This window comes from Sutcliffiella horikoshii, assembly GCF_019931755.1.
Lineage (GTDB): Bacteria > Bacillota > Bacilli > Bacillales > Bacillaceae_I > Sutcliffiella_A > Sutcliffiella_A horikoshii_E.
The window spans coordinates 2,294,486-2,319,302 of sequence record NZ_CP082918.1 but is presented as its reverse complement, the minus strand read 5'-3'; the positions used below and the strand labels follow the sequence as shown (position 1 = coordinate 2,319,302).

At 40.2% G+C, this 24,817-nt stretch carries 29 protein-coding genes; 24 read left to right on the top strand and 5 right to left on the bottom strand.

Annotated features, from left to right (window positions below):
- The first annotated feature begins 32 nt into the window (after window positions 1-32).
- The 15 genes from K7887_RS11780 (at window position 33) to K7887_RS11710 (ending at window position 15,061) form a co-directional block, all read left to right on the top strand.
- Window positions 33-176 carry a YjcZ family sporulation protein gene (locus K7887_RS11780; RefSeq protein WP_223489395.1) on the top strand — a complete coding sequence of 48 codons (144 nt, stop codon included), beginning with the start codon at window positions 33-35 and terminating at the stop codon, window positions 174-176.
- Window positions 177-779: 603 nt separating this feature from the next.
- A complete protein-coding gene (locus K7887_RS11775; RefSeq protein WP_223489394.1) occupies window positions 780-2,111 on the top strand; it encodes an aspartate aminotransferase family protein in 1,332 nt (443 codons plus the stop codon).
- Between the two features lie 15 nt (window positions 2,112-2,126).
- Complete coding sequence (locus tag K7887_RS11770; RefSeq protein WP_223489393.1) at window positions 2,127-2,843, top strand: CoA transferase subunit A; 717 nt, start codon at window positions 2,127-2,129, stop codon at window positions 2,841-2,843.
- A complete protein-coding gene (locus tag K7887_RS11765; protein ID WP_223489392.1) occupies window positions 2,813-3,466 on the top strand; it encodes a 3-oxoacid CoA-transferase subunit B in 654 nt (217 codons plus the stop codon). Before K7887_RS11770 ends, K7887_RS11765 begins: the two co-directional genes overlap by 31 nt.
- A gap of 36 nt (window positions 3,467-3,502) precedes the next feature.
- Window positions 3,503-4,771: a peptidase gene (locus tag K7887_RS11760; protein ID WP_223489391.1), complete on the top strand. Its 1,269-nt coding sequence runs from the start codon at window positions 3,503-3,505 to the stop codon at window positions 4,769-4,771.
- Between the two features lie 348 nt (window positions 4,772-5,119).
- Entirely contained in the window at window positions 5,120-5,359 is a 240-nt protein-coding gene (locus tag K7887_RS11755; RefSeq protein WP_223489390.1) for a hypothetical protein, read from the top strand.
- Window positions 5,349-6,476: a GerAB/ArcD/ProY family transporter gene (locus K7887_RS11750; RefSeq protein WP_223489389.1), complete on the top strand. Its 1,128-nt coding sequence runs from the start codon at window positions 5,349-5,351 to the stop codon at window positions 6,474-6,476. Before K7887_RS11755 ends, K7887_RS11750 begins: the two co-directional genes overlap by 11 nt.
- Window positions 6,464-8,056 carry a spore germination protein gene (locus K7887_RS11745; protein ID WP_223489388.1) on the top strand — a complete coding sequence of 531 codons (1,593 nt, stop codon included), beginning with the start codon at window positions 6,464-6,466 and terminating at the stop codon, window positions 8,054-8,056. The genes K7887_RS11750 and K7887_RS11745 overlap by 13 nt, the downstream gene beginning before the upstream one ends.
- Window positions 8,053-9,264, top strand: a complete 1,212-nt coding sequence (locus K7887_RS11740; RefSeq protein ID WP_223489386.1) for a Ger(x)C family spore germination protein — start codon at window positions 8,053-8,055, stop codon at window positions 9,262-9,264. Before K7887_RS11745 ends, K7887_RS11740 begins: the two co-directional genes overlap by 4 nt.
- A 70-nt stretch (window positions 9,265-9,334) precedes the next feature.
- The gene (ablB, locus tag K7887_RS11735; protein ID WP_223489384.1) at window positions 9,335-10,222 is read left to right on the top strand and encodes a putative beta-lysine N-acetyltransferase; all 888 of its coding nucleotides are present in this window, start codon (window positions 9,335-9,337) and stop codon (window positions 10,220-10,222) included.
- A 12-nt stretch (window positions 10,223-10,234) separates the two neighbouring features.
- Window positions 10,235-11,647, top strand: coding sequence for a sigma-54 interaction domain-containing protein (locus tag K7887_RS11730; protein WP_223489382.1), 1,413 nt, complete (start codon window positions 10,235-10,237; stop codon window positions 11,645-11,647).
- Between the two features lie 96 nt (window positions 11,648-11,743).
- The gene (gene kamA / locus K7887_RS11725) at window positions 11,744-13,165 is read left to right on the top strand and encodes a lysine 2,3-aminomutase (protein WP_223489380.1); all 1,422 of its coding nucleotides are present in this window, start codon (window positions 11,744-11,746) and stop codon (window positions 13,163-13,165) included.
- Between the two features lie 11 nt (window positions 13,166-13,176).
- A complete protein-coding gene (locus K7887_RS11720; protein ID WP_223489378.1) occupies window positions 13,177-13,455 on the top strand; it encodes a YokU family protein in 279 nt (92 codons plus the stop codon).
- Between the two features lie 61 nt (window positions 13,456-13,516).
- Window positions 13,517-13,735 carry a YozE family protein gene (locus tag K7887_RS11715; RefSeq protein ID WP_010193919.1) on the top strand — a complete coding sequence of 73 codons (219 nt, stop codon included), beginning with the start codon at window positions 13,517-13,519 and terminating at the stop codon, window positions 13,733-13,735.
- A 618-nt stretch (window positions 13,736-14,353) separates the two neighbouring features.
- Window positions 14,354-15,061, top strand: coding sequence for a hypothetical protein (locus K7887_RS11710; protein WP_223489377.1), 708 nt, complete (start codon window positions 14,354-14,356; stop codon window positions 15,059-15,061).
- On the opposite strand, the gene K7887_RS11705 is transcribed toward K7887_RS11710, so the two are convergent.
- Window positions 15,050-15,208 carry a hypothetical protein gene (locus K7887_RS11705; protein ID WP_223489375.1) on the bottom strand — a complete coding sequence of 53 codons (159 nt, stop codon included), beginning with the start codon at window positions 15,206-15,208 and terminating at the stop codon, window positions 15,050-15,052. The genes K7887_RS11710 and K7887_RS11705 overlap by 12 nt on opposite strands.
- Window positions 15,209-15,395: 187 nt before the next feature.
- On the opposite strand from K7887_RS11705, the gene K7887_RS11700 reads away from it, so the two are divergent.
- On the top strand, window positions 15,396-15,563 hold the full coding sequence (locus tag K7887_RS11700; RefSeq protein WP_010193926.1) for a YozD family protein: 168 nt from the start codon (window positions 15,396-15,398) through the stop codon (window positions 15,561-15,563).
- Between the two features lie 101 nt (window positions 15,564-15,664).
- Here K7887_RS11700 and K7887_RS11695 read toward each other — a convergent pair whose 3' ends face one another.
- Window positions 15,665-16,720 carry a DUF2515 family protein gene (locus K7887_RS11695; RefSeq protein ID WP_223489373.1) on the bottom strand — a complete coding sequence of 352 codons (1,056 nt, stop codon included), beginning with the start codon at window positions 16,718-16,720 and terminating at the stop codon, window positions 15,665-15,667.
- Window positions 16,721-16,947: 227 nt separating this feature from the next.
- On the opposite strand from K7887_RS11695, the gene K7887_RS11690 reads away from it, so the two are divergent.
- Window positions 16,948-17,262, top strand: a complete 315-nt coding sequence (locus tag K7887_RS11690) for a YodL domain-containing protein (RefSeq protein WP_223489372.1) — start codon at window positions 16,948-16,950, stop codon at window positions 17,260-17,262.
- Between the two features lie 39 nt (window positions 17,263-17,301).
- Here K7887_RS11690 and K7887_RS11685 read toward each other — a convergent pair whose 3' ends face one another.
- Entirely contained in the window at window positions 17,302-17,445 is a 144-nt protein-coding gene (locus K7887_RS11685; RefSeq protein WP_010193932.1) for a hypothetical protein, read from the bottom strand.
- A gap of 309 nt (window positions 17,446-17,754) precedes the next feature.
- Between K7887_RS11685 and deoD the strand changes: the two genes are divergently transcribed.
- The 3 genes from deoD (at window position 17,755) to K7887_RS11670 (ending at window position 19,963) form a co-directional block, all read left to right on the top strand.
- Complete coding sequence (gene deoD / locus K7887_RS11680; RefSeq protein WP_223489370.1) at window positions 17,755-18,459, top strand: purine-nucleoside phosphorylase; 705 nt, start codon at window positions 17,755-17,757, stop codon at window positions 18,457-18,459.
- A 62-nt stretch (window positions 18,460-18,521) separates the two neighbouring features.
- The gene (locus K7887_RS11675) at window positions 18,522-18,929 is read left to right on the top strand and encodes a secondary thiamine-phosphate synthase enzyme YjbQ (protein WP_223489368.1); all 408 of its coding nucleotides are present in this window, start codon (window positions 18,522-18,524) and stop codon (window positions 18,927-18,929) included.
- A gap of 179 nt (window positions 18,930-19,108) precedes the next feature.
- Window positions 19,109-19,963 carry a M15 family metallopeptidase gene (locus K7887_RS11670; protein ID WP_223489366.1) on the top strand — a complete coding sequence of 285 codons (855 nt, stop codon included), beginning with the start codon at window positions 19,109-19,111 and terminating at the stop codon, window positions 19,961-19,963.
- Window positions 19,964-20,219: 256 nt separating this feature from the next.
- Here the strand turns inward: K7887_RS11670 and K7887_RS11665 are convergent, their stop codons facing one another.
- Window positions 20,220-20,951, bottom strand: coding sequence for a ZIP family metal transporter (locus K7887_RS11665; RefSeq protein ID WP_223489364.1), 732 nt, complete (start codon window positions 20,949-20,951; stop codon window positions 20,220-20,222).
- A 127-nt stretch (window positions 20,952-21,078) separates the two neighbouring features.
- On the opposite strand from K7887_RS11665, the gene K7887_RS11660 reads away from it, so the two are divergent.
- On the top strand, window positions 21,079-22,206 hold the full coding sequence (locus tag K7887_RS11660; RefSeq protein WP_223489362.1) for a hypothetical protein: 1,128 nt from the start codon (window positions 21,079-21,081) through the stop codon (window positions 22,204-22,206).
- Between the two features lie 41 nt (window positions 22,207-22,247).
- Here the strand turns inward: K7887_RS11660 and K7887_RS11655 are convergent, their stop codons facing one another.
- Window positions 22,248-22,751, bottom strand: coding sequence for a hypothetical protein (locus K7887_RS11655; RefSeq protein WP_223489360.1), 504 nt, complete (start codon window positions 22,749-22,751; stop codon window positions 22,248-22,250).
- A gap of 149 nt (window positions 22,752-22,900) precedes the next feature.
- On the opposite strand from K7887_RS11655, the gene K7887_RS11650 reads away from it, so the two are divergent.
- The 3 genes from K7887_RS11650 (at window position 22,901) to bshB2 (ending at window position 24,649) form a co-directional block, all read left to right on the top strand.
- Window positions 22,901-23,494, top strand: coding sequence for an alpha/beta hydrolase (locus K7887_RS11650; RefSeq protein ID WP_223489358.1), 594 nt, complete (start codon window positions 22,901-22,903; stop codon window positions 23,492-23,494).
- Window positions 23,495-23,623: 129 nt separating this feature from the next.
- Complete coding sequence (locus K7887_RS11645) at window positions 23,624-23,965, top strand: YojF family protein (RefSeq protein ID WP_223489356.1); 342 nt, start codon at window positions 23,624-23,626, stop codon at window positions 23,963-23,965.
- Window positions 23,966-23,983: 18 nt separating this feature from the next.
- Window positions 23,984-24,649, top strand: a complete 666-nt coding sequence (bshB2, locus tag K7887_RS11640; RefSeq protein ID WP_223489355.1) for a bacillithiol biosynthesis deacetylase BshB2 — start codon at window positions 23,984-23,986, stop codon at window positions 24,647-24,649.
- Window positions 24,650-24,817 lie beyond the last annotated feature (168 nt).

The window sequence follows — 24,817 nt, the reverse complement described above, 5'->3', positions numbered from 1 at the left end:
AACAGTGTAAATATTAAACAGGAGTGATGACCATGCACGATTACTGTTACTACACATGTGGACCATGCGACTACCCATCTCAAGTTGCCCCGGCATACGGCGGAGGAAATACATTCGTTTTAATCGTAGTTCTATTCATTTTGTTAATCATTGTTGGAGCTTGCTATTGCAAATAAGATAAGTTCAGGAAGTATCACTCGGTAATGAGAGTGATGCTTTTTTATTTGGAGTTAAAAAGCATGTAATACTGTTGATCTCCGTTCCAGGCGCTTCGCTTGCCTGCGGGCGGTCCGTGAGCCTCCTCAGGCTTCGCCTTCCGGGGTCTCACCTGTCCCTTCCTCCCGCGGGTGTCTGCGCGCCTTCCATTACAATCAACAAGGTTACTTCATTTATTTAAAAGTTAAGGAAAAACCTTAAATTTTAGTTATGTTATAAAATCATTAACGATTCGTTCATGTGAAATATAGTTGTGGATTGGAGCAAATGGCGGAGACTCCTGAGGGAGATAGCGTTAGGTGGAGACCCCGCAGGCGTAGCTGAGGAGGCTCCAGCAGCGCCCCTAGGAAAGCGAAGCCATTTGCGGAAAGGAACAGCGGTGATACACAAATAACTAAGACTGTTTATTTATCCATAAATTGAACGAAAGATTTCATTCTATTGAACATAGAATGGAAGTAAGCTAGCTTCACGACAGCCAGGATTTACTGTGCCCCTTGACGGAAGGGGCTACCACTGCTAGTAAACGGTTACAGGACAGTTGTGGAAAGGAGTAATCGTTTATGGATCAATCCTATCTTATTAAGCCATTATTAGATAAAGAGTACCCAGTGATTAGCCATGGGAACGGAGTGTACTTGTATGATGTCACTGGGAAGAAATATTTGGATGGTTCTTCTGGTGCTGTTACGGCAAGCATTGGTCATCATGTACAAGCTGTAATAGATGCGATGGCCGATCAGGCAAGCAAAGTATCGTTTGTTTATCGTTCTCAATTCAGCAGTATTCCTGCAGAAAAACTAGCAACAAAATTAAGTTCTATCACACCAGGAGATATCAATTGGTCGTTTTTTGTTAATAGCGGTACAGAAGCTGTAGAAACGGCGATGAAAATATCCATTCAATATTGGCAAGAGGTAGGAAAACCAGACAAAAACCAAATTATTTCCCGTTGGAAAAGCTATCACGGTATTACGATAGGGGCACTATCTTTATCGGGGCACGCAGATCGCAGGAAAAGATTTGAGCCTTTATTGGAAAAATCACCTGTTGTAGAGCCGCCTTATTGTTACCGTTGTCCATTTAATCTGGAATACCCTTCTTGTGGCCTGAAATGTGCAGAGGACCTAGAGCGTGCCATTCTGGAAATAGGGGAAGAAAATATCGCTGCTTTTGTAGCGGAGCCGGTTATTGGGGCAGCGGCTGGAGCAATCTGTCCGCCTGATGGGTATTATCAAAAGATTGCAGAGATATGCAAAAAGCATAACATTCTTTTTATTGCAGATGAGGTGATGACAGGTATCGGAAGAACCGGGAAAATGTTTGCCATGGAACATTGGCATGTGACTCCGGACATCATCTGTATTGGCAAAGGCATGAGTGCAGGTTATACGCCTATCGCAGCAACACTTGTCAGCGAAAAAATAGTTGAAAGTATTCTAAAGGGATCTAAGGTGATTATGAGTGGGCATACGTATAGTGCCAATCCTCAATCGGCAGCAGTCGCATTGGCAGTTTTAGAATACATCGAAAGCCAAAATCTTGTAAGCAATGGTGAAAATCTGGGAAATTATTTGTTGCAGAAATTATCCCAATTAAAACAAACGTACTCTTTTATCGGGGACGTTAGAGGCAAGGGGCTATTACTTGGAATGGAAATAGTAGCAGATCTTGCGTCTAAGTATCCTTATTCGCAAGAAAAGGCGGTCACACCAAGGCTTGTGGAGCTGGCCCAGAAGAATGGCTTGCTCATCTACCCTGCCTCAGCGGGTATTGAAGGTGTGGGAGGGGATGCAGTCATAATTGCACCGCCGCTGTCGATAAACCAACAGGAAATGGATGAACTGATTACCATCCTAGAGCTGACACTAAACGAACTTCAAGCAGAATTGTAAGGAGTGAAACACGGGATGGGGAAAGTGGAGAATACATTTAACAAAATCGTTGAGCTGGAAATGGTCCGTCATCTATTTTTTGATGGAATGACATTGATGTTCGGTGGCTTTGGAGGAGTGGGGACTCCTCCGAAGCTGGTTGATACACTCTTGGATTCATGTGTGAAAAACCTAACACTAATCGGAAATGACGCGGGGTTTCCAACGATAGGTATTGGAAAAGTGGTTTGTGCAGGAAAGGTAAATAAATTAATAGCTTCCCATATCGGCTCTAATCCTGTTGCAGGCAAGATGATGACTGATAATAAGATGGAAGTCGAGTTCAGCCCCCAGGGAACATTAGCTGAAAGAATCAGAGCGGGTGGTGTTGGGTTAGGCGGTATTCTAGTTGACGTCGGGATTACAAGTGACATCGTAACAAAAAACAAGCAAATCCTTACATCAAATGGAAAAGACTATATTCTCGAAACGGCGCTAACGGCAGACCTTTCCATCGTCTTTGCCAAAAAAGCAGATCCTTATGGAAATCTCATTTTTGATAAAAGTGCCAGGAATACCAATCCGCTTGTGGCGATGGCAGGGACAAATACCATTGTCGAAGTAGAGGAATTCGTTCCCTTAGGGCATTTAGATCCTGAAGAAATTGTCGTGCCTGGGGTATATGTGGATTATATGGTTCAAAGCGAGGGGGTGAACTGGACATGGGTATGGGAGGAAACATACGGAATTTGATTGCCAAAAGAGCAGCAAAAGAAATAGAAAATGGAATGGTCGTAAACTTGGGAATAGGCATTCCTTCTTTAGTTCCCAATCACTTGCCTGAAAATACTCATGTCTTTTTCCAAGCCGAGAATGGTGTTTTAGGGATGGGATCCACTCCATTGACAGGAGAAGAGGATGAAAATCTCTGCAATGCAGCAGGGTTTCCTGTATCTATCCAGCCAGGCGCATCTTATTTTGATAGTGCGCTTGCTTTTGGAATGATCAGAAGAGGGAAACTTGATATTACCATTTTAGGTTCGTTGCAAGTGTCTGAACAAGGTGATTTAGCGAATTGGATAGTACCGGGCAAAAGGGTGCCGGGTATGGGTGGGGCCATGGAGCTCTCACAAAAAGCTAAAAAAGTGATTGTATTGATGAGTCATACTGATAAATATGGGCAATCAAAGGTAGTAAAAACGTGCAGTTTACCTGTAACAACACCGAATTGTGTGGACCTTATAATTACCGATTTAGCAGTTTTTGAAGTTAAGAAAGATGGATTGATGCTTTCTGAATTAATGCCAGGTGTTAGTTTGGAGCAGGTAAAAGAGAAAACAGAAGCTTCTTTTACGCTTTCACCTGCAATTTTATAAAAGATTCAATAGGAAGCTGGAAGAAGGGTGGATGAGATGAAACAGAAGTTGATCAAGGAATGGTTTGGGAAAAACAGGGGGAACGCTGTAAAGCTCTTAAGGAAACTTATTCAAGAAAGAAGTATCCAGGGGCGGGAAAGTTCCGCACAAGCAGTGGTGATTGAAACGTGCCGGGAACTAGGTTTGGAAATAGATATTTGGGAGCCGGATATAAAGGAAATGAGTGCTCATGAAAATTTTGTATCGACGCGCGAGAATTTCGAGGATTCTCCCAATGTAGTAGCTGTTTGGCGTGGTACTGGTGGTGGCCGCTCATTAATTCTAAACGGTCATATCGATGTGGTCCCTGAAGGAGACTTGCTGCAGTGGGACTTTGACCCGTACGAAGGGAAAGTGGAAGACGGGAAAGTATATGGTCGTGGTAGTACAGATATGAAGGGAGGAAACGTCTCCTTACTTCTTGCTGTAAATGCACTAAAATCGTTGGGGGTAAAACTTAAAGGGGATGTTATTTTTCAAAGTGTGATTGAAGAAGAGAGCGGGGGAGCAGGCACATTAGCGGCAATCCTCAGAGGTTATACTGCAGATGCAGTACTAATCCCTGAACCTACAAATATGAAAATATTCCCAAAACAACAAGGTTCGATGTGGTTTCGGCTAAAAGTAAAGGGTAGGTCTGCACATGGAGGTACGAGGTATGAGGGGGTCAGTGCCCTTGAAAAGAGCATCCTTGTTATCAGAAGAATCCAAGAGTTAGAAACGAAAAGAAATGAAAGAATAGAAGACCCTTTATTCAAAGATATTCCCATTCCACTTCCTATTAATATAGGGAAAATAGAAGGCGGAAGTTGGCCTTCCTCTGTACCAGATTTGATAGTGCTGGAAGGAAGGATAGGAGTAGGCCCTGAAGAGAAACTAATAGAAGTGAAACAGGAACTTGCAGCTTGTATGAATGACCTGTGTAAAACCGATCCATGGTTTGAAAGTCACCCTGTCGAACTGGAATGGTTTGGGGCGCAGTGGGTCCCAGGATCAGTAGATTTAGACCATCCTTTCGTAAAGAGTTTGGAAAAAGCATATACACAAGTGGAAAAGAAACAGCCTATTTTAGAAGCATCACCGTGGGGGACAGATGGAGGATTATTCACCCAAATTTTAGGCATTCCTACTGTTGTATGCGGGCCAGGAACAACGGAGGTAGCGCATTATCCTAATGAGTATATTTCTATTGAAGAAATGATGAAAGCAGCAGAGATTTTTGCCATCCTGTTAATGGACTGGTGTGAAATCTCCGATGAAGCATAAATGAAGGGATCTCTTATTAAAGAGGTTCTTTTTTTATGTTGATCTCCGCTCCAAGCGATTTGCATGGCTCCGGGCGGGAAGGTGAAAATTGTTGAACTATGTCGATTTCTTGATATAATCTTATTTTTCTTGATATATCTCCAGAATTCTTGATATATCTCGGAATTTATTGATATATGCCAGAATTTATTGATATATCTCCAAACTTATTGATATATTGATTTTTTTCTTGATATCCCCGCTTCCCAGTACCTCAACTGACATTCATCCTCTTCATTCTACACTATTTTACATAACCTCTGATAATTAGAAAATACTATCAAGTATATGAAGACCGGAGGCAACTTGATGGTGACATTTTTGACGATCCTACTATTTATGAGTATGGTGCTTTTTACGACAATTTTGGATTGTTATTACTATGACAGTAATGTCTTAGATTGTTTTACACGTTTGTTCATTTTTGATCCCGGTTTAAGAGAGTGGATGGTATATTTGACGTTTGTATTTGGAATTGCAATTGCTCTTATCCAGGATATTCGTTTCAAAAATAATAAAGGCAGGGGTAAAGGTGCTAATGGGAAATAAAGAAACAATATCATTATGGCAACTTTTTATCTTAATGCTGATTTTTGAAATGGGCAGCGCCACAGTTGTTGGGATAGGTGGAGAAGCCAAGCAAAATGTGTGGATTGCCATTAGCCTGGCTGGACTAATAGGGGTTGGCTATATTTATGTACTGCATTTCATGTTAGGTAGAAAAAAGGGCTATAATCTATTTGCTCTTTTAGAATTCTGTCTTGGCAAGTGGTTAGGAGGAGCAATAAGTTTCCTATATATCATGTATTTCATCTATATTTCTTCAAGGGTTATGAGGGACTTTGGCGAACTAATTGTGTCCACCATTTTTATCTATACTCCCATTGAAATAATAAGCATCACTATTATGCTGACGATTATTTACATGTTGAACTCCGGTATAGAAGTAATGGCAAGAACCTCGGAGATATTTTTTCCGTATGTGTTCTCTTTTACATTTTTAGTAGGGATGTTTATTTTGATGTCTGGAGAAATCCAATTTGAGAACTTGAGGCCATTCCTTGATGAGGGAATAAAACCAATTTTTCAAGCGGTTTTTCCTAGTCTATTGACCTTTCCTTACGGAGAGCTGATTGCTTTTGCAGTTGTGTTACCACTCGTCACAAAATACAAGAAGGCAAAAGGTTTTGCTATAGCAAGTATCATCCTCAGTACATTAGTACTTGTCTATTCCTCTGTCATTCAAGTGATGACGCTTGGGCATGAAATGAAAGAAAGGTCGAATTTCCCGCTCCTTTCCGCTGCACGTGAAATCTCATTATTGGATTTTATTGAAAGGGTGGATATTGCGGTTGTCTTTGTGGTTATGTTCGGAATCATCGTTAAAATAGGAGTTTTCTTTTTTGGTGCAGTAAAAGGGTTAGAACATTTATCAAAAAGGGAGTATCGGACATATCTTTTTCCTATTGGTTCCATCATATGTTTGTCTTCAATCATCATAACCGATAATTTCGCTGAACATATCGAGGAAGGTTTACAGATTGTGCCTTATTATGTCCATCTTCCTTTTCAGTTCGCATTGCCGCTTTTATTACTTGTGATCGTGCTGATCCGAACAAGGAAGAAAAGAGGCAGGAAGAGGAGTGAAATGGAATGGGAAAGTTAAAAAAATTCTTATTGGGAGAAAGTGGGGATATCAGTTCTACTGATAAAGAGCTTTATTCCCAGGAAGAAACGTCCGAACCACTATTGCTATCTCTAAAGGAAAATGACGACATCATACAAAAGGAATTTTCTCTTTCCATTGATTTTCACTATTCTACTTTAATAGTTGGAAAAAGGGATGCCATTGCTTATTATTTCGATACGTTGATTTCGAAAGAAAGATTAACAGAGGAAATTTTTGAGCCCCTCATTGCGGCAGAAGGTTCTGACACGGTTTTACAGTCTGGAAATTTGGAAGAGTTCAGAAAAGAATTTTTCGCTTCGGTTCCCTATAAATTTGCAGAGAATTATCATCAGATATTTTGGAAGCTCCTGAATGGGTATGCTGTCATCGTAATAGATGGAATCGAAAAAGCTTTGTGTATCAATTTGGGAAGCATTGAAAAAAGAAGCGTAACGGAGCCGAGCACCCAAACAATCATCAGGGGACCAAAGGACAGCTTTACAGAAACGATGAATACAAATATTAGTTTGATCAGACGCAGAATCCGCAATCCCAACCTTTGTTTTGACCAATACCGTGTAGGACAGGATACAAAAACTGCGGTTGTGATAGGGTATATAAAAAACATTACGAACGATGGGCTTGTACAGGAAGTGAAGAGCCGGATAGAAAAGGTAAATGTTGTCGGACTTTTTGATAGTGGGAACATTGAGGAGTTCTTGACTGACAAATCTCTAACACCTTTTCCACTTACCTTTAACACAGAAAGGCCAGATAATATAGCGGCAAATCTAATAGAAGGAAAGGTTGCAGTGTTAGTGGATGGCAGTCCTTTTGCTTTAAGTGTGCCAACTGTATTTACGGATTTCTTTATTTCAACAGAAGATTATTATCAACCGTTTTTTATGGCTTCTTTCATCAGGATTATCCGTTATGTGTCATTTATGGTTTCGTTGTTGCTGCCATCTTTATATGTAGCCATCTCTACCTATCATCACGAACTGATTCCAACTTCCTTGTTAATTAGTGTCCAGGCTCAGAGGGAGGGAGTACCTTTTCCGGCGGTAATCGAAATACTGCTGATGGAACTTACTTTTGAAGTGTTAAGGGAAGCTGGTGTAAGAATGCCAAGGGCTGTTGGGCAAACAGTTTCCATTGTAGGTGCATTGGTAATTGGACAAGCAGCCGTGGAAGCTGGATTGGTTTCTAGCGTTTTAATAATAATTGTCGCATTGACAGCAATCGCAAGCTTTGTTTCTCCTATTTATAACTTTTCCATTGCTACGAGGATTTTAAGGTTTGCCTTTATTTTAATGGCAGCATTGATTGGGTTGTATGGGGTCCTCCTTTTGGTTGTCATCATGGTCATCCATTTAACTGGTTTGCGTTCATATGGTGTACCTTATCTGGCACCTGTGGCCCCGCTCCTTTTGGAAGATCAAAAGGATGTTTTTGTCAGAATGCCTGTTTGGGATAATATCACCCGGCCGTCCTATTTAAAACCTAAACATACGAAGAAAACATCTGATCAAGGAAACAATAGTGGACCATCACAAGATAAGGGGAATTTTTCATGAGAAAATGGCTATGTATCTGCTCCGTCTTAGTCTTTTTAACAGGATGCTGGGATAAAGTCGAGCTAAATGAAATTTCCATTGTCACAGGGATTGCAATTGAAAAGGGAGAAAATGCAAAATTCCGGGTCACCGTCGAGTCAATTAACGCCCCACAACTTTCCGCTGACCAGCCTGGTAGCGGAACTCCAGTTATTACTTTCCAAGAGGAAGGGAATTCACTTGCGGAACTGTCGGAAAGAATGAATGTCGGACTTTCTAGAAAACTAATCTATTCTCACACTAGAATCATTGTTATCGATGAACTCCTCGCGAAAGAGGGTGTTGGTGATGTATTGGACTTTTTAGAAAGAACAGGAGAATTTCGCAATGACTTCAACATATTGATATCTAGAGGATCAAAGGCTTCTGATATCGTAAAAACAACCTATCCGTTAGAATTGGTACCTTCTATCAAAATTCATAAGCAAATTGAAGTCTACTTGGAAGAATGGGGAGGGGACCCGTATGTTCGCCTTACAGATTTTATTTCCTCTCTGACTTCAAAGGGGCGTCATCCGGTGACAAGTGCCGTTTCCATAAAAGGAAACCCGGAAGCAGGGAAAAATATTGAACAAAATTCGAAGACAGAGTTGGACTCGACTGTCATAATTTCCGGTTTGTCCGTATTTAAAAAGGATAAGCTGATCGGATTTTTATCTCGCGAAGAAGCAAGAGACTATCTCTGGACACAGGGGCTAAGCAAAACGAGTCTTACTGTGCCATGTTATATGGAAGGAAACGAGGACGAAAAGCACTTTTTGGATATTCGCATTATACATTCACACTCAGATGTGAAAACAATGGAAGATGAGACCGGTGTGAAAATCAAAGTGAATATTAGTGGAGAAGCGAAAATACAAGGAACACAATGCCATCAAAATCTAGAAAAAATACAAACATATGAAAATCATGAAGATGCATTAAATAAGTATATAGAAGAGAAGATTTTGGCAACGATCAAAAAAATGCAGGATGAATATAAAACAGATATTTTTGGGTTTGGGGAGGTATATTACCGTACATCTCCAAAGAAGTTTAAAAAGGTTGAAGACGAGTGGGACGAAGTTTTTTCAGAAGCAGAAGTGGAAGTAGTATCAGATTACCGCATCAAACGGTCTGGGATACGAAACAAAAGCTTTTTAACCGATGAACCGGTTTCTGGTCAATAAAATAGTGGGCTGTATAAATTTATGGGGGAATTTCCTCTTCTGTAGCGAATTGATTAGGAGGGGGGATACAATGAGTATAAAAACAGGTAAAACCTTATTAATTAAAAATGAAACCATTTATGTGAACGCTTATGAGGATTATTATAATAAAAGACTGAAAATAGAAGATTTCAGAGGAAACATAAATCAAATCATTCAAAGCATAGAGGAATGGAGCAAACAGCCATTTGTAGAGAAAGTAATCATAAAATCTAGAAAGGAACATGTAAGCACTCTAATGGAGAGAGGATTTCTATTGGAAGCTTCTGTTCCTGGATACTTCCTTGGTGGAGAAGGATACTTTTTGTGTAAATATAGAAAGCTGGATCGATATAATAGTGATAAATGGTGTGAAGAAGATAATATACTTGATTCGGTCTGGCAAAAAAGAAAGCAAAAGGAAGTGCTGCTTGATCCTGATTTAACGTTGCGTGTGGCAAAGGTATCCGATGCCAAAGCATTATCGAGCTTTTACAAAGACGTTTTCCCTATCTATCCTGTACCAATTGAAGATCCAAATTATGTTATGGAACAAATTCAAAGTAATACAATCTTTATGTTGTTGGAAGAACATGGAGTAATTATCGCTGCCGCATCAGCCGAAATGAATGAAACATATAAGAATGCTGAAATTACGGACTGTGCCACATCGCCTTCCAAACGGAAAGGCGGATATATGAATTCGCTTATTCGTGAACTTGAAGCGGAATTAGTGAAAAGACAAATTTATTGCAGTTATTCCATTGCCAGAGCGCTTTCATTTGGGATGAACGCTGTATTGCATAATCTGGAATACACCTACAAAGGAAGACTGAAGAATAATTGTTATATTTTCGATAAGATTGAAGATATGAATGTGTGGAGTAAAGACCTATCATTAATGGATGCCCAAAAACCGGCACCGATTGCCGAGAAATAGGCGGTGCTGTACATGCAAACACATACACTATCAAAAGAGATGCTAATGGCTATTTTAGATGGAATTGATGAAGCCATTCACGCAGTAGATAAAGACGGATTTACCATTTATTATAACAAGGTGGCAGCAGGTTATGATGGCATGAAAGTGGAGGAAGTAGTAGGAAAACACCTCTTGCATGTTTTCCCTTCCTTGACAGAGGAAACAAGTACGTTGCTGAAAGTACTGAAAACGAAAAAACCGATATATCATGAAAATCAACGATATGAAAATAAAAAAGGGCAGCTTCTTGAAACAGTGAATACTACGATCCCAATCCTAAATGGTGACCATTTATTAGGAGCAGTGGAAATTGCCAAAAATTATGGACATTTAAACACGCTATCTAATAAACTGATGGACTTGCAAGCTAAAATTAATAGATCACCTGGATCAAAGAAGATTTCCTCTATCCAGTCATCCTACACCTTGGATGATTTCATTACCGATGACACTGAATGTGTAAATATGCTCCAAGACGCCACGTTATTCGCATCCTCTATATTACCTATTGTAATTTGGGGAGAAACAGGGACGGGGAAGGAAATCATCGCGCAAGGAATTCACCATCAATCTCCCAGAAAACATGCACCTTTCATTGCACAAAATTGTGGAGCAATACCGGCTACCTTGCTAGAAAGCCTCCTATTTGGAACGGAAAAAGGCAGTTACACCGGTGCAGTTGACCGAAAAGGACTTTTTGAACTGGCAACAGGTGGAACTTTATTTCTTGATGAGATGAATTCCATGCCGTTAGAACTTCAGGCGAAACTCCTGCGTGTTCTTGAAGATGGAACCATAAGGAGAGTAGGTGGCACCTCTACTATTAAAGTGGATGTCAGGATCATCACTGCAATGAATGAGTCTCCCGAGATATGTGTAGAAAATGGATCCTTTAGAGCAGACTTGTATTATCGATTGAACACTTGCCCGATCTATATTCGGCCGTTAAGGGAGCGACCTCATGACATTCGCCTCCTTTTAGAAAAGAAACTGCAAACACGAATACCTTACCAAGTGCCTATCGAAATAAAAGAAATGTTTCAATCTTATGAGTGGCCAGGGAATGTAAGAGAATTAATCAATACGATAGAATATATCCTATTAAAATCAAAAGAAGAAAAGATTTCCACTAAACATCTCCCATTAAAGTTGAACAGAAAAAATCAACGTCCAACAATCCCCCAAAGTACGGGATCGTTAAGGATGGAATTACAGAAGACCGAAGAATTAATGATTAAAAATGCCATGAACCAGTCAAAGGGGAATGTAATGAAAGCGGCAAAAATGTTAGATATACCCCGACAGACCCTCCAATACAAACTTGCTAAAATGGGAGACAAATCTAAGTCTGATGAAGTGCTGAAAATTCGGCACACCGATTAATAACAAGTTTCTCCTATTCTACATATATAAGTAGTAACTGGGCATCAGCATAGTTGGCACGGTTATTGCATGATGTAGAACAGGGAGGAGATAGAGATGAAAATGGATCTATATAAGCCCAAACGGCATTGGAGTGAATTTGAACTTTGGAAAGATGTGACCGAAGAACAATGGAATGATTGGATATGGCAGTTGACCAATACCATCCGAACACTTGAGGATTTAAAGAAAGTGATCAACTTAACACCGGAAGAAGAGGAAGGGGTAAAAATCTCCACCAAAACCATTCCTTTAAATATAACGCCGTACTATGCTTCATTAATGAATCCCGATGATCCTAGATGTCCTATACGGATGCAATCTGTACCAATTTCAAAAGAAATTTACAAAACGAAATACGACCTCGAAGATCCTCTACATGAGGACGAAGATTCACCAGTCCCAGGCCTGACGCACCGATATCCAGATAGGGTATTGTTTTTGGTTACCAATCAGTGCTCCATGTATTGCCGGTACTGTACACGGAGAAGATTCTCCGGCCAAATCGGAATGGGAGTGCCGAAAAAGCAATTGGATGCTGCCATTGCTTACATTGCCTCCAATGACCAAATCAGGGATTGTTTAATTTCCGGCGGAGACGGTCTATTGATCAATGACCAAATCCTTGAATACATCTTGAAAAACCTGCGAGCCATCCCACATCTGGAAATTATCAGGATAGGAACAAGGGCACCCGTAGTGTTTCCTCAACGAATCACAGAGAACCTCTGCAACATTTTAAAGAAGTATCATCCTGTCTGGTTAAATACTCACTTTAATACTTCTATTGAAATTACAGAGGAATCTAAGTTAGCTTGTGAAATGCTTGTGAATGCAGGGGTTCCTGTAGGAAATCAAGCCGTCATTTTGGCCGGCATCAATGACAGTGTTCCAATTATGAAAAAGTTGATGCATGACCTTGTGAAAATTCGTGTCAGACCTTACTACATTTATCAATGTGATCTTTCTGAAGGAATCGGACATTTTAGGGCGCCGATTTCAAAGGGGCTTGAAATTATTGAAGGATTACGTGGGCATACGAGCGGATATGCTGTTCCGACATTTGTAGTGGACGCACCTGGCGGGGGAGGTAAAATAGCGGTCCAGCCGAATTATATTATCTCTCAAAGTGCGAATAAAGTAGTGTTAAGAAACTTTGAAGGAGTTATCACCACTTACCCGGAACCGGAAAATTATGTACCTGGTAGAGCGGAAGCTTACTTTGGGGAAATTTACTCAAACATGGAAGAAAAACGTTCGAATATAGGGATTGCAGCACTGATGAACGATTCCCAATTCAATCTTGTTCCAGAAGGATTAAATCGACTGAATCGCCGCAAGGATTATGAAACAAATCCTGAACACTCCTCCTTGAAAGATAAACGGGATAAACGGGATGAATTAAAAGAAAAGAAATTCCAGGCCCAGCAAAAGAAATATATAGTAGAAGGCGACGAAAAACAAACTGAATCCAGTTAGGAGGGTGCTTGATGACATGTAATTGGTGTGAAAGCTCACATGCAACATCTTCATCAGGTACAGTTTACTGGGAACTGCCAGATGGTACAAAAGCGGTCACCATAACGGAAACACCTTCTGTAACCTGTGAAGATTGTGGAATGGAATATCAAGAAGACTCGGTTGTGAAGGAAATTGAGGATCAACTGTTTCTAATAAACACAAAGGAATTAGAAGCAGAGCTAACCTACAAGCAGCTAATGGCCAAACCGCGATTGTTAAAACGAAACTACTTTGACTTTTCAAGCTAATGGTTGTCCTTTACCTTCATTCTGATGTAGAATGAGGGTAAAAAATGGGTGTGGATGCAGTTTGAGAAAGTCGTTTTACCATTATTTAATGAAATTCCGTCATGCTTTGAAAAAAGATGACATCAGTATATTTGCCAATCATGCTTATGACGATCATAGTTTTCCAAAAAACTCAGAGGACTACCATGAAATCAGCAGCTATCTAGAAATGAACGGCCAATACCTAGACAGCATGTCTACCTTCGACAAAGCCTGGGAGCTATATGAAGAAGAAGTTTAATAGCTATCAAAAGTGCATCCTTTTATGAGGGTGCATTTTTATTTTGAGTAAGTATAAATCCTGTTGATTTCAGTTCCAGGCGCTTCGCTTGCCTGCGGGCGGTCCGTGAGCCTCCTCAGCCTTCGCCTTCCGGGGTCTCACCTGCCCTTCCTCCCTCGGGCGTCTGCGCGCCTTCCACTACAATCAACAAAATTACTTCATTCAACTTAGGGGGAAAAACCATCTAATCGAGATATCTGAAAAAGCATTAACATATCTTAATGTAAATTCTAGCTGTGGATTGGAGCTAATGGCGTGACTCCAGCGGGGGAGTAACGGCAATGTTGAGACCCCGCAGGCTTGCCGAGGAGGCTCAAGGTCGCCCCGAGGAAAGCGAAGCCATTAGCGGAAAGGAACAGCGGCGATTTACCACTAACTAATGTTTTACGCTATAAAAGGACCGGAGGGGTTGCCAGGTTTTTCTTATTTCGGCATTTAAGGAGAATGAGAGTAATAGGGACGGCCGCCTATTAACACATCGGTACAACCACTTTTTGCCCCAACGCTTTGGCGAGTTGGCATCTTGCTGCATATAATACATTACTATCAAAGCCACAGTGATAAATGGGGAGAAATTATATGGGGAAGAACAAAAAACCAAACAAACCGAAATATAAAATCGGCGACATTGTCGTCATCACCATCTATGGAACTGTCGGTAAAGTGACGGACATGAAGCAAATTGATGGTGCGTATGTATATGAAGTAAATTCAAGCGAAGGGCTGTATCAAGAAGAGACACTTGCCTTCGTATCTGAATACGAGGGGAAAGTACTGGTAACCGAACGACTTGACATCAAGTATATGTATTTTATCGGTGATATCGTCCACGTTTCAGGATATGGCAAAGAGTTATTTAAAATAGTCGGTTTCCGCACGGAAATATGGCGATATAAAGAAGACTCATGGGAAGACATCATTTATGAATTGACTCGATTGTCTGATGGAGAATGGTTGGAAGCCGGAGAGGAAGAATTGACAATGGTTGTCCATCACGAACATGCTGAAATACTTATCCACAAACTTGGATTGTCCTATATGTTCAACAAAGAAAATACAAGCTTGGAGTTGTATAATCCGATGACTGGATCAAACAAACATTTTAAAAAAGAAGAATACAACAAGGAATATCAAAGAATAATTGATGGGCTTCTTGATGTCTACAATGATTATAAAGTGTTATATGATATCTTCGGTGATGAAGAATACATGGAAGTGATGAATCTGGTCATGAAAAACTTGAAAAAATACATGGATGGCAAGAAACATAGTCAACTAGAAAAATAGTATGGAGAATTGAAAGATCAAGTAGATAAAAAACGGACCGCCAATGATTGCAGTAGCCCAAACCAGTTTGTCCGAAATTTTATCTAACAGTGGCAATAAGACTTCCTCTTCTCCTAATCTTTCTAAGCTTGCTAAATAGCTCTTCATATTAATCTCCTCCTCAATGTGGATGCTTGTCCTTATGTCCCCAATGTATGCACGCCTGAACTTTGATATGCACTTTTTTGAAATTTTTGAAAACAAAGATAGCATTTGTCCAACCGTATGGATTAATATAGAGAGTAAGACATATATCTTTAAAGACGTACATAAACCTTTAAAAAGGGGTGATATTGTGAAAGAAATCGAGGTAGTCATTGACACAGAAGAAATAGCCGAGTTCTTTTACAATGAGCTGGTAAGGCGGGGGTATGTTCCAGCTGAAAGCGAGATAGAAGAGTTGGCGGATATCATGTTTGATTATTTATTAGAAAAATGCATTATTGATGAAGAGATAGAATAGGAATCGATAAAAGAAAAAAACATACAAGCATTGCTGTTTCTAAGGCGAGATTCTTGCCTTGGGGGCAGCTTTTTTAAGTTATTTCTCCATTCCACGCCTCACTAGTCAAAAAAAATCCCATGAAGTTCAGAAATCCCAGTAAGCTTCATCAAATTATAAAGATGCGTTTTCTCCATATCAGCCGGTTCGATGCTTGCAGGGAGATGGAAAAGCTCTATCACCTCCTGAATATCTTTGAACCAGGCAACGGGCACAATAGATGGATGATTAAAATCTGTCCAAGCTGCTTCAATAGTCGGACTATATATTTTACGAGAAGTAGAATCAGTTGAAAAAACAGCAGGAAAGTAATCTTCCCTTGAACCGGTATGAGAATTCTCCTTGCTAAAGCGCAAAGTCCCATGCATCACATCCTCGTTGTTAAACAATAGGACATAGAGCTTCTTCCCTATTTCAATACGATTGGAAAGGTTGGAAAATTGCTGTACTCCAAGCCCAGTCAAAAGAGTCTTCGAACCCTTCCGGTATGGAAACAGAACCAATGTAAAGCCAAGCTTTTCCTGCAACTGATAGGTTAAACTGGATAAAACTTTTTGCTGAAAAAAAGGATTCTGAAGGAGGTTAGCCTCTATAAAATTCTGTTCATTAATGATCAACGATACGGTAAGCAGTTCTTTTTTACTTTTATTCTTCCAAAAAAGGGACCAAATAGGATTCATAAAAGGTGAAACAAGTAATTCGGAGAGTAAATAAAAAAGTGGTCTGCCAGTCTTTTTGCTTTCTTCATACAAGAGCAGTTGCGGGTAGGCATCTTGAAAAATGAGATGGTTGGCTTTTTCAAGAAAACGAAATAAGATGGAGGCCTTCTCGTAAGAAAGCAAGTTGGAAATGTGACTGGCTTTCAGATCTGTCATATTCCAGCCGCCATTTCTTGAAACCATGTGAGCCAAGAAGCTCCAATGCACTTCTGGGTGTTTTAGATAAAAATCCAAGTAGGCTTGTGTTCGTGTTACATTGTTACGGTTAAGTCTTGACGTCTTGTTGCGGATTTCCGTCAACAAAGCTTGGTCTTTTAATGAAGGTAAATGGTTAACGGGGGAAATTGTCCACTCTTTTTTGAGTTGATTTTCATCTGAAGGGGTCCATAAATTTACCAAATTTTCACTTTTTGTCTTAGGTGCTGTTCCCGAAAACCACTTCCCAAACATAAAATCACCTCGGATTATCTTATGAGGGTATATGTGATTTCATGTTACAGATGAGAGTCATTAAGTCATAACCGAAAGTTTTACCCTTTTCGACAAAACTTTTTATAATTTGATGAAGGATTCGACACCACTAATTGCTAATTAGTATATATAGAAATGGTTGAGGGGTGAAAAGGATGTTGGCTCTTAAAAGAATGATGAAAATGGGTACTGGGGAATATGATGTGACCATTATGCAAACACCAAATTATGGAGAATCAAAAGGGTACACTCCCGTTTTCCGATTAACCATGGAGGGAAGCAGTCATCAGGAGATTGTGGATAGAGTATATAAAAAATTCAATGTGACAGACTCTATACCTCGTGATTATGAAGGCAGGTTCATTGCTACTGGTGATATTATTATGATTGATGAGGGAACATTGGGGATTACTTATTACCGGTTGGAATTTGGAGGCTGGAAGAAAATAAATCGTGTCGCAGTGCGCTAATAAGAGAAAGGGCAAAGGTCAAACTTTGCCCTTTTGTCTTTATATATGATTTCCAGGGCCGTTTTTTCGGCCTTTAGGAGAATGTTCTTTTTTGTGGGCGGTATGTTCCGCTTCAATTGCATCAGGACTGATATGGTTGTTCTTCTTTTGACCATTGATTCTGTTACGGTGCTTCTTTCCCATCTAATTCAGCTCCTTTTTTAATTAGCGGTGCCAGTTTAGCTTTGCTGCTTATCTCGTCTGGAAGTGTGAGGCTCAGCAGTTTTCTTTTTTGTTGTGTTCGTTGCATTTGCATGTTCTACAGCTTGCTTTAGCTTCTTTTTCAATTGGATCACCTTCCTGAAAGGGGAATATCTTTCCCTTTTATTTTCTACTGCAACTGTAAAAGAATGCGCTTTTTTAAGGAGAGATTCTTTTGAAACATGGGTAATATATGGTATAGTAGTCATTGTTGTAAAGTAACAATGGCAAGAGCTATTAGGAGGTAACATAATGAGTGTACATATTGGAGCAAAACAAGGTGAAATAGCGGAAACGATTCTACTACCTGGAGATCCGTTACGTGCAAAATACATTGCAGAAACATTCCTTGAGGATGCAGTCTGCTACAATGAAGTAAGAGGAATGCTAGGCTATACAGGTACATATAAGGGTGAGAGAATTTCTGTTCAAGGTACCGGTATGGGAGTTCCATCTATCTCTATTTATATTAATGAACTTATGAATGAATATAACGTACAAAACTTAATTCGTGTAGGAACATGCGGAGCTATTCAAAAGGATGTTAAGGTTCGTGACGTAATCCTTGCGATGAGCGCTTCCACTGACTCACAAATGAACCGTTTAACATTCGGTGGAGTGGATTATGCCCCTACAGCAAACTTTGATTTGCTTAAAAAGGCTTATGACGTAGGGATGGAAAAAGGACTCAACCTCAAAGTCGGAAATGTTTTCACGGCTGACATGTTTTACAATGATAACGGCGAGCTTGAAAAATGGGCGAAGTATGGAATCCTTGCAATCGAGATGGAATCTGCAGCTCTATATACTTTAGCTGCTAAATACGGCAGAAATGCGTTGTCTGTTTTAACTGTAAGCGACCATATCCTTACTGGGGAAGAAACAACATCCGAAGAACGCCAATCCACATTCAGCGACATGATGGAAGTGGCATTGGAAGCTGTTACAAAAAAATAATATAAACTAAGCCCTTGGGAATTAACTCAAGGGCTTTTTTATACGAGAAAGGATGACACTTTATGATGCACACTTTAAATCTGCAAACACATAAGAGGGATGAGTGGCAAGATATCACGGCTAAGGTGGAGAGTCTGGTTCAGAAATCAGGGATAAAAGAGGGACATGTGATGGTTTATTGTCCTCATACAACTGCTGGAATCACAATAAATGAGAATGCTGATCCTGATGTTGTAAAAGACGTTGTGATGCGACTTGACGAAGTATATCCATGGGAACATCCAAAGTATCGGCATATGGAAGGCAATACAGCAGCACACCTGAAAGCAATGACACTTGGGAACTCCCAGCAGGTCATTATTCATAACGGCGAGCTGATTCTAGGCACTTGGCAAGGGATTTTCTTCTGTGAATTTGATGGTCCCCGTCACAGACAATTATTTATAAAGGTGATCAAAGACGCAGAATGATTGCTTGTTGAACGATAGTGACTTTTTTCTTATCTTCTATTTTATCAGTAAAATCTTTTTACGGCGTTATGGATTAATGGTACACTGTTTAAGTATGTTTCACATGAGTGGAACTTTTATTGTTAGAAACTAACCAACACATAATGATTATATTAGAATAGTAAAAAGGTGATTATTTTATGAAAAAGAAACATTTCTCTGTTCTGGTAATATTACTCTTATTAACAGGTTGTTCCAATCAATTGGATGATGTTAACTGGAAGTTTTGGGAGTATTTCACCAATGATACAGCAGAAGAGGTTGTAGAGGAGACACCGATTGAAGAAGAACCTGTGGAGAAAGAAGAGCAGCCGGAAGAAAGTCCACAGACTGAGGCACCACCTGAAACAAATGAGAACCAGTATGTACTAGAAGAGCCGTTTTTCACCGTTTTGAATGAAGAAAAGGTGATTGAAAATACGGAGAACTTATTGGTGCTTGTAAATAAAAATCAGTCTTTGCCAGCTGATTATGTTCCAAGTGATCTGACCATTCCGGATGTCCCTTTTTCCTTTGAAGGTGATTATGAAAAAAAATACCTTAGGGAAGCAGCTGCCCGTGCATTAGAAGAGCTTTTTGCCGCAGCAGAAGCGGAAAACGTAGAAATTTTTGCTGTATCGGGCTATCGTTCCTATGAAACACAGTATGGCATTTATAATACTTACTTGAAAAAATGGGGAGAAGAGAAAACGAATGCTGTTTCTGCTATTCCAGGACATAGTGAACACCAAACAGGGTTGGCTATGGACATTTCGAGCAGGTCTGCTGCGCTTGACTTAACAGAGGGATTTGGAGAAACCCCTGAAGGGAAATGGGTTAAAGAGCATGCAAGTGAGCATGGTTTCATTATCCGCTACCCACAGGATGGGGAAGTGATTACAGGTTATCAATATGAGCCTTGGCATCTTCGTTATGTTGGCAAAGAGGTCGCTGCTTATATGGATGAACATGATTTGACGTTAGAAGAATTTTTTGATCGTGCGATAAAACAATAGGGTAAACTGCTGATCTTTGTTCCAGGCACTTCGCTTTCCATGGGCGGTCCGGAAGCCTCCTCGGGCATTCGCCCTGCGGGGTCTTCGCTGTCCCTTCCTCCCATAGGACAAGGAAGGCTTCGACAGCGATTCATCGCACGAAGAAAATACATTAGCATTTTCGATGAGTCTTCGTGCCTTCCACTACAATCAGCATAGTTACTTCATAAACGAGAAAATATAGCACCTCAACCATATTGATTTGGTTGAGGTTTTTTTAAAGTATCCCGCTTGAGAGGACGTAAGAGCAGAGTAAACCCAGAGCGGAGAGGAGGCCGACGATGGGTCCGCCTTCTTCAAATGCTTCAGGCATCATCGTGGAAGCGACCATCGCGATGATTCCACCTGCTGCAAGTCCACTTACAAGATATATGTAAAGCTCATTTAATTCTCTAAATACGACAAAACCGAAGACAGAACTTAATGTGGTTAATATAAACACGATTGTCCAAAGAAATAATATTTTTTTTCTAGAGTAACCATCTTTTCTAAGACCTACCGAACTTGATAGCGCTTCGGGAATATTACTGATAAAAATCGCGAGGACAATCACCCAGCTAACCGTATTGGATTTAATCAAGCTTACCCCAATAATGACGGATTCAGGAATGGAGTCCATAATTGAACCAATAAAAATAGCCATGCCAGAATGTCCTTCGCTTTTTTCTTTTGAGCGTTTGCGTTCTTTGCCGCCTTTTTTTATAATCACCATTTCTAAGAGAGTGAACAGAGCAGCCCCAATTAGAAATCCAAAAATGACATAGCTGTATCCTGACTTCGCTTCCACTTTTCCCATAAGTTCAAATGATGCAGCGCCAATAAGTACTCCAGTCCCAAAGGCCATAATAAATCCAGTTAGTTTTCGTGGGATTGGGACGTATAATCCAACAATAGCTCCAAGCAATAAAGCTCCGCCTGCAACTGCTCCCCATAACAAAGCGCCTGTCATAACTCTCACCTGACTTATCATTGAAATTCTTATAGTACTAATGTGTACGAAAAAAAATACAACATACTTTAATTGTGTTTTTGACAAAATACAAAGGTACTTGGTTCAATTGTTAGGAGGAATGAAAGTGAACAGGTTTTATCCTTTTGTCTTGATAACAGCTGTCATCAGTTTGTATTTACTTTGTATGAGCATACCCGGAAATGTTTCAGCTTTTGGGGAAAGGGAAGGTTCGGCACGGTATTATGCCCAAACATCTCTGAATTCACAATATATATCTGAATTGACCGTTCCCAAAACAGTCATGAAAGCCATAAAAAAAGGGAAGTGGGTTGAAATCAACTATCCAGTCCCTCCAACAGATGTATACATCAATCTTGATAAAAACAAGAAATATGCGATTGATCATCAATTGAATATTTATGATTTAAAAGACAACAAGGCAATCTTGGAATTGCCAGATAAAGCAGTTCATCAATTAACAAAAGACATGAAAAAACTATATAGGATTCATTATGGAGATTTGATCACGTGGAATGAAGCCAATAGCGCATTGCCTCGTTATAGCAGCTTTACCGTATTGGATTTGGACACAGGGAGGACCTTTGAGGTTCAAAGAAGAGCAGGCTCTTATCATGCAGATGTACAACCTTTAACAAACGAAGATACAAAAATAATGAAAGAAATATACAGGGGAACATGGAGTTGGGATCGCAGGGCGATTCTCATTTTATCTCAAGACAATAAGTATGCTGCATCCATGCATGGAATGCCTCACGGTAAAGGGGCATTGCAGAACGGCTTTCCAGGTCATTTCTGCATACACTTCCAGGATAGCATCACACATAAGTCACGGAAAATGGATCATGCCCACTCCATTATGATAAAAAAAGCCGCAGGTGAATGGTTAGATCATACAGAAAAATTGTCACCTGCAGAAATTGTGGATGCAACTGTTTTATCCATCCATCAACATGACTGGTTTATTCTTGCATCCGTTCTTGATGATAAGAACAGGGCCCTGTTGAACGAAAAAGTAAAGTTTCTGGAAGAAATTGATCTGGTAAAAAGGCTTTCTGACTTGCCTGCCGACAGGGATTTTGACACAAAGCTTTATTATCCAATCACCGTTAAGCTATATATCCACCGGGATACAACAGGTACGGAATCAAGGCAGGTTACCTTTCAACTTTATAGAGGTTCCATTGAAGAGCCGTGGACAGTGGATTTAAACAACTTGATACATCAGCTATAAGAAAAAGTTGGGAGGCTCCTGGATATTCCAGGAGCCTCCCACTATTTTTTCGGTCTTGATTTAATAATTTCAATTGGGACCTTGGTTATAGGGACGATTGTTTCTTTTGGTATCCTTATTTCTACAATTCCATCTTGATATTTAGCCTTTGAGCTATTCCCCTTGACCATGCAAGGTAGAGAAATGGTCTGTTTGTTCCCAGGAGAGGGTATATTATCAATAAATAATGTTGTCGTATTATGAGATGTTTTGATCTGTGATAGTTGCTCTTCCGATGCAACCGCAAAACGGACAAATACTTCTTCATGGGTTTCAAATACTTTTGCCTCAAAATCCTTTTTCCTCTTTTTGTTCTTTTTTGCTTGAGCTGATCTCAATAGGTCGAACGACTGTGCAAAAAAATTAGTGGAACCAAAGGTCTGTGGATTTGGTGGCAGTTTTCCTTTCATTGCTTTTGACATCCAGTTTTCCACATCTGTTTGTTTAAATATATCCTGTTTCATGTAATCCTTTGGAAATGGAAACATCTTGTTCCAAGGTAGCATGTTGAACCCCTCCAATAAGACTTTTCTTACTTTAAACTATTCTCTTCTACCGTAATGTGTTAGAACCAATTGTTTGACGTTCGCCAGTTTTTTTACTATACTAAATTAATCTCGAATTCAAGATATTAGCATGTGAGGAGTGACCGATTATGAAACACATTTTTAAAAAAGGTTCTAAGCGCGTATTACTTTTATTGCATGGAACAGGAGGAACTGAACAAGATCTTCTTCCACTGGCTGAGATGATTGATCCAGAAGCGTCTGTACTAAGTGTAAGAGGAAATGTTTCCGAAAATGGCATGCCGCGTTTCTTTAGACGTTTGTCAGAAGGCGTGTTTGACGAAGAGGACCTAATCTTTCGTACGAAAGAACTCCATGACTTTTTAGATGAAGCAGCGGAGAAGTATGAATTTGATCGGAACAATATCATAGCCGTTGGATATTCCAATGGTGCAAATATTGCTGGAAGTCTGCTTTTCCATTATAAGAACACGCTAAAAGCTGCTGTTTTATATCATCCGATGGTTCCAAGAAGAGGTGTTGACCTACCAGACTTAAGTGAAACACCTGTATTTATTGGGGCTGGAAAAAATGATCCGATTTGTCCTGCATCAGAAACCGAAGAACTTAGCAAGATACTAGAAGATGCAGGATCAAACGTCGAAGTACACTGGGAATATCAAGGACATCAATTGACACACTCAGAAGTCCAAGCGTCTAAAAAATGGTATGATTCCATCTGAAGAAAGCGGAGTGAGATCATCTTCACTCCGTTTTCGTTTGGATAAATGAGCAAACCATTTTCATTCCATTGCTTCATATATTAAACTGAAGGAAGAAATAAAATCTGTACATACCTTTGGAGGAAGAGAATGAAGATTATTGACCAAAAACATGTGCAAGCCGAATTAGACAAAAAGATAGATGTGGAAGTATTCGTACATTTGGAAACGACTAACGGTGCCTATGCCGGCCACCACAATACTGGTCAAGCAGTGGGTGCATTCATACGTAATGTCCCATTGAAATATGAGCGGGCTAAAATAGTTGGAAATGGACCATATCGCATCGGTTTAAAGCTCAAACACGGCTGGGTCTATGCAGAAGGTGTTACACATTATGAAGTGGATGATAAAAATCGTCTGCTACTAGCTGGCTTAAATCCTGAAGGAAAACTTGCGGTTGCATTGCAAATTAGCCAGGAGCCATTTTGAGTGAAGGGAGAGAGAAGAATGGAAGCAGAAAGACACGTACTGGTAGTATTCCCACATCCAGATGATGAAGCATTTAGTTCATCTGGAACCATCAAACTTTTTACCCAAAGTGGAGTTCCCGTTACCTATTTGTGCGGCACACTCGGACAAATGGGACGGAATCTTGGCAATCCGCTATTTGCCAACCGTGAGACACTGCCGGAAGTACGCAAAAAAGAATTATTGGATGCGTGCAAAGTCATGGGAATAAAGGACTTGCGCATGCTTGGCCTTCATGATAAAACACTGGAATTTGAAGATGAAGAATACCTTGCAGATATTGTTCATGAAGCGCTCATAGAGTTGAACCCAAGTTTGGTACTTACTTTCTACCCAGAGCACGGCGTCCATCCTGACCATGATGCCATGAGCAATGCGGTCGCTATTGCGGTCAAAAGACTTCCTGAACAGGACAGACCAACTGTTTATGGAAAAGCCATTCTGAAAAACAGTGTAGAATTAATCGGCGAACCGGATGTGACGATTGATATTCGTTCCGTTGCAGAAGAAAAGCTGAAAGCCATCAAAGCACACAAATCCCAAACGAGCGGATGGGTGGAGCTGATGGAGAAACAATTGAAGGAAAATGCCCCAGAAATAGAGGATTGGTTATACCGAGAAACATTCTGGACGTATAAAGTGTAAGAGAAATCAGGAGATGTGGTCTCCTGGTTTTTTTATTGCTGATGAAGACCTCGGTGACGGCGAAAAAGTAGGAGAGAGGTCCTCATGGTGGGTATGAAGACCTCAGTGACAAGGAAAAACGAGGAGAGAGATCCTCATAGGCATGATGAAGACCTTAGTGACGAGAAA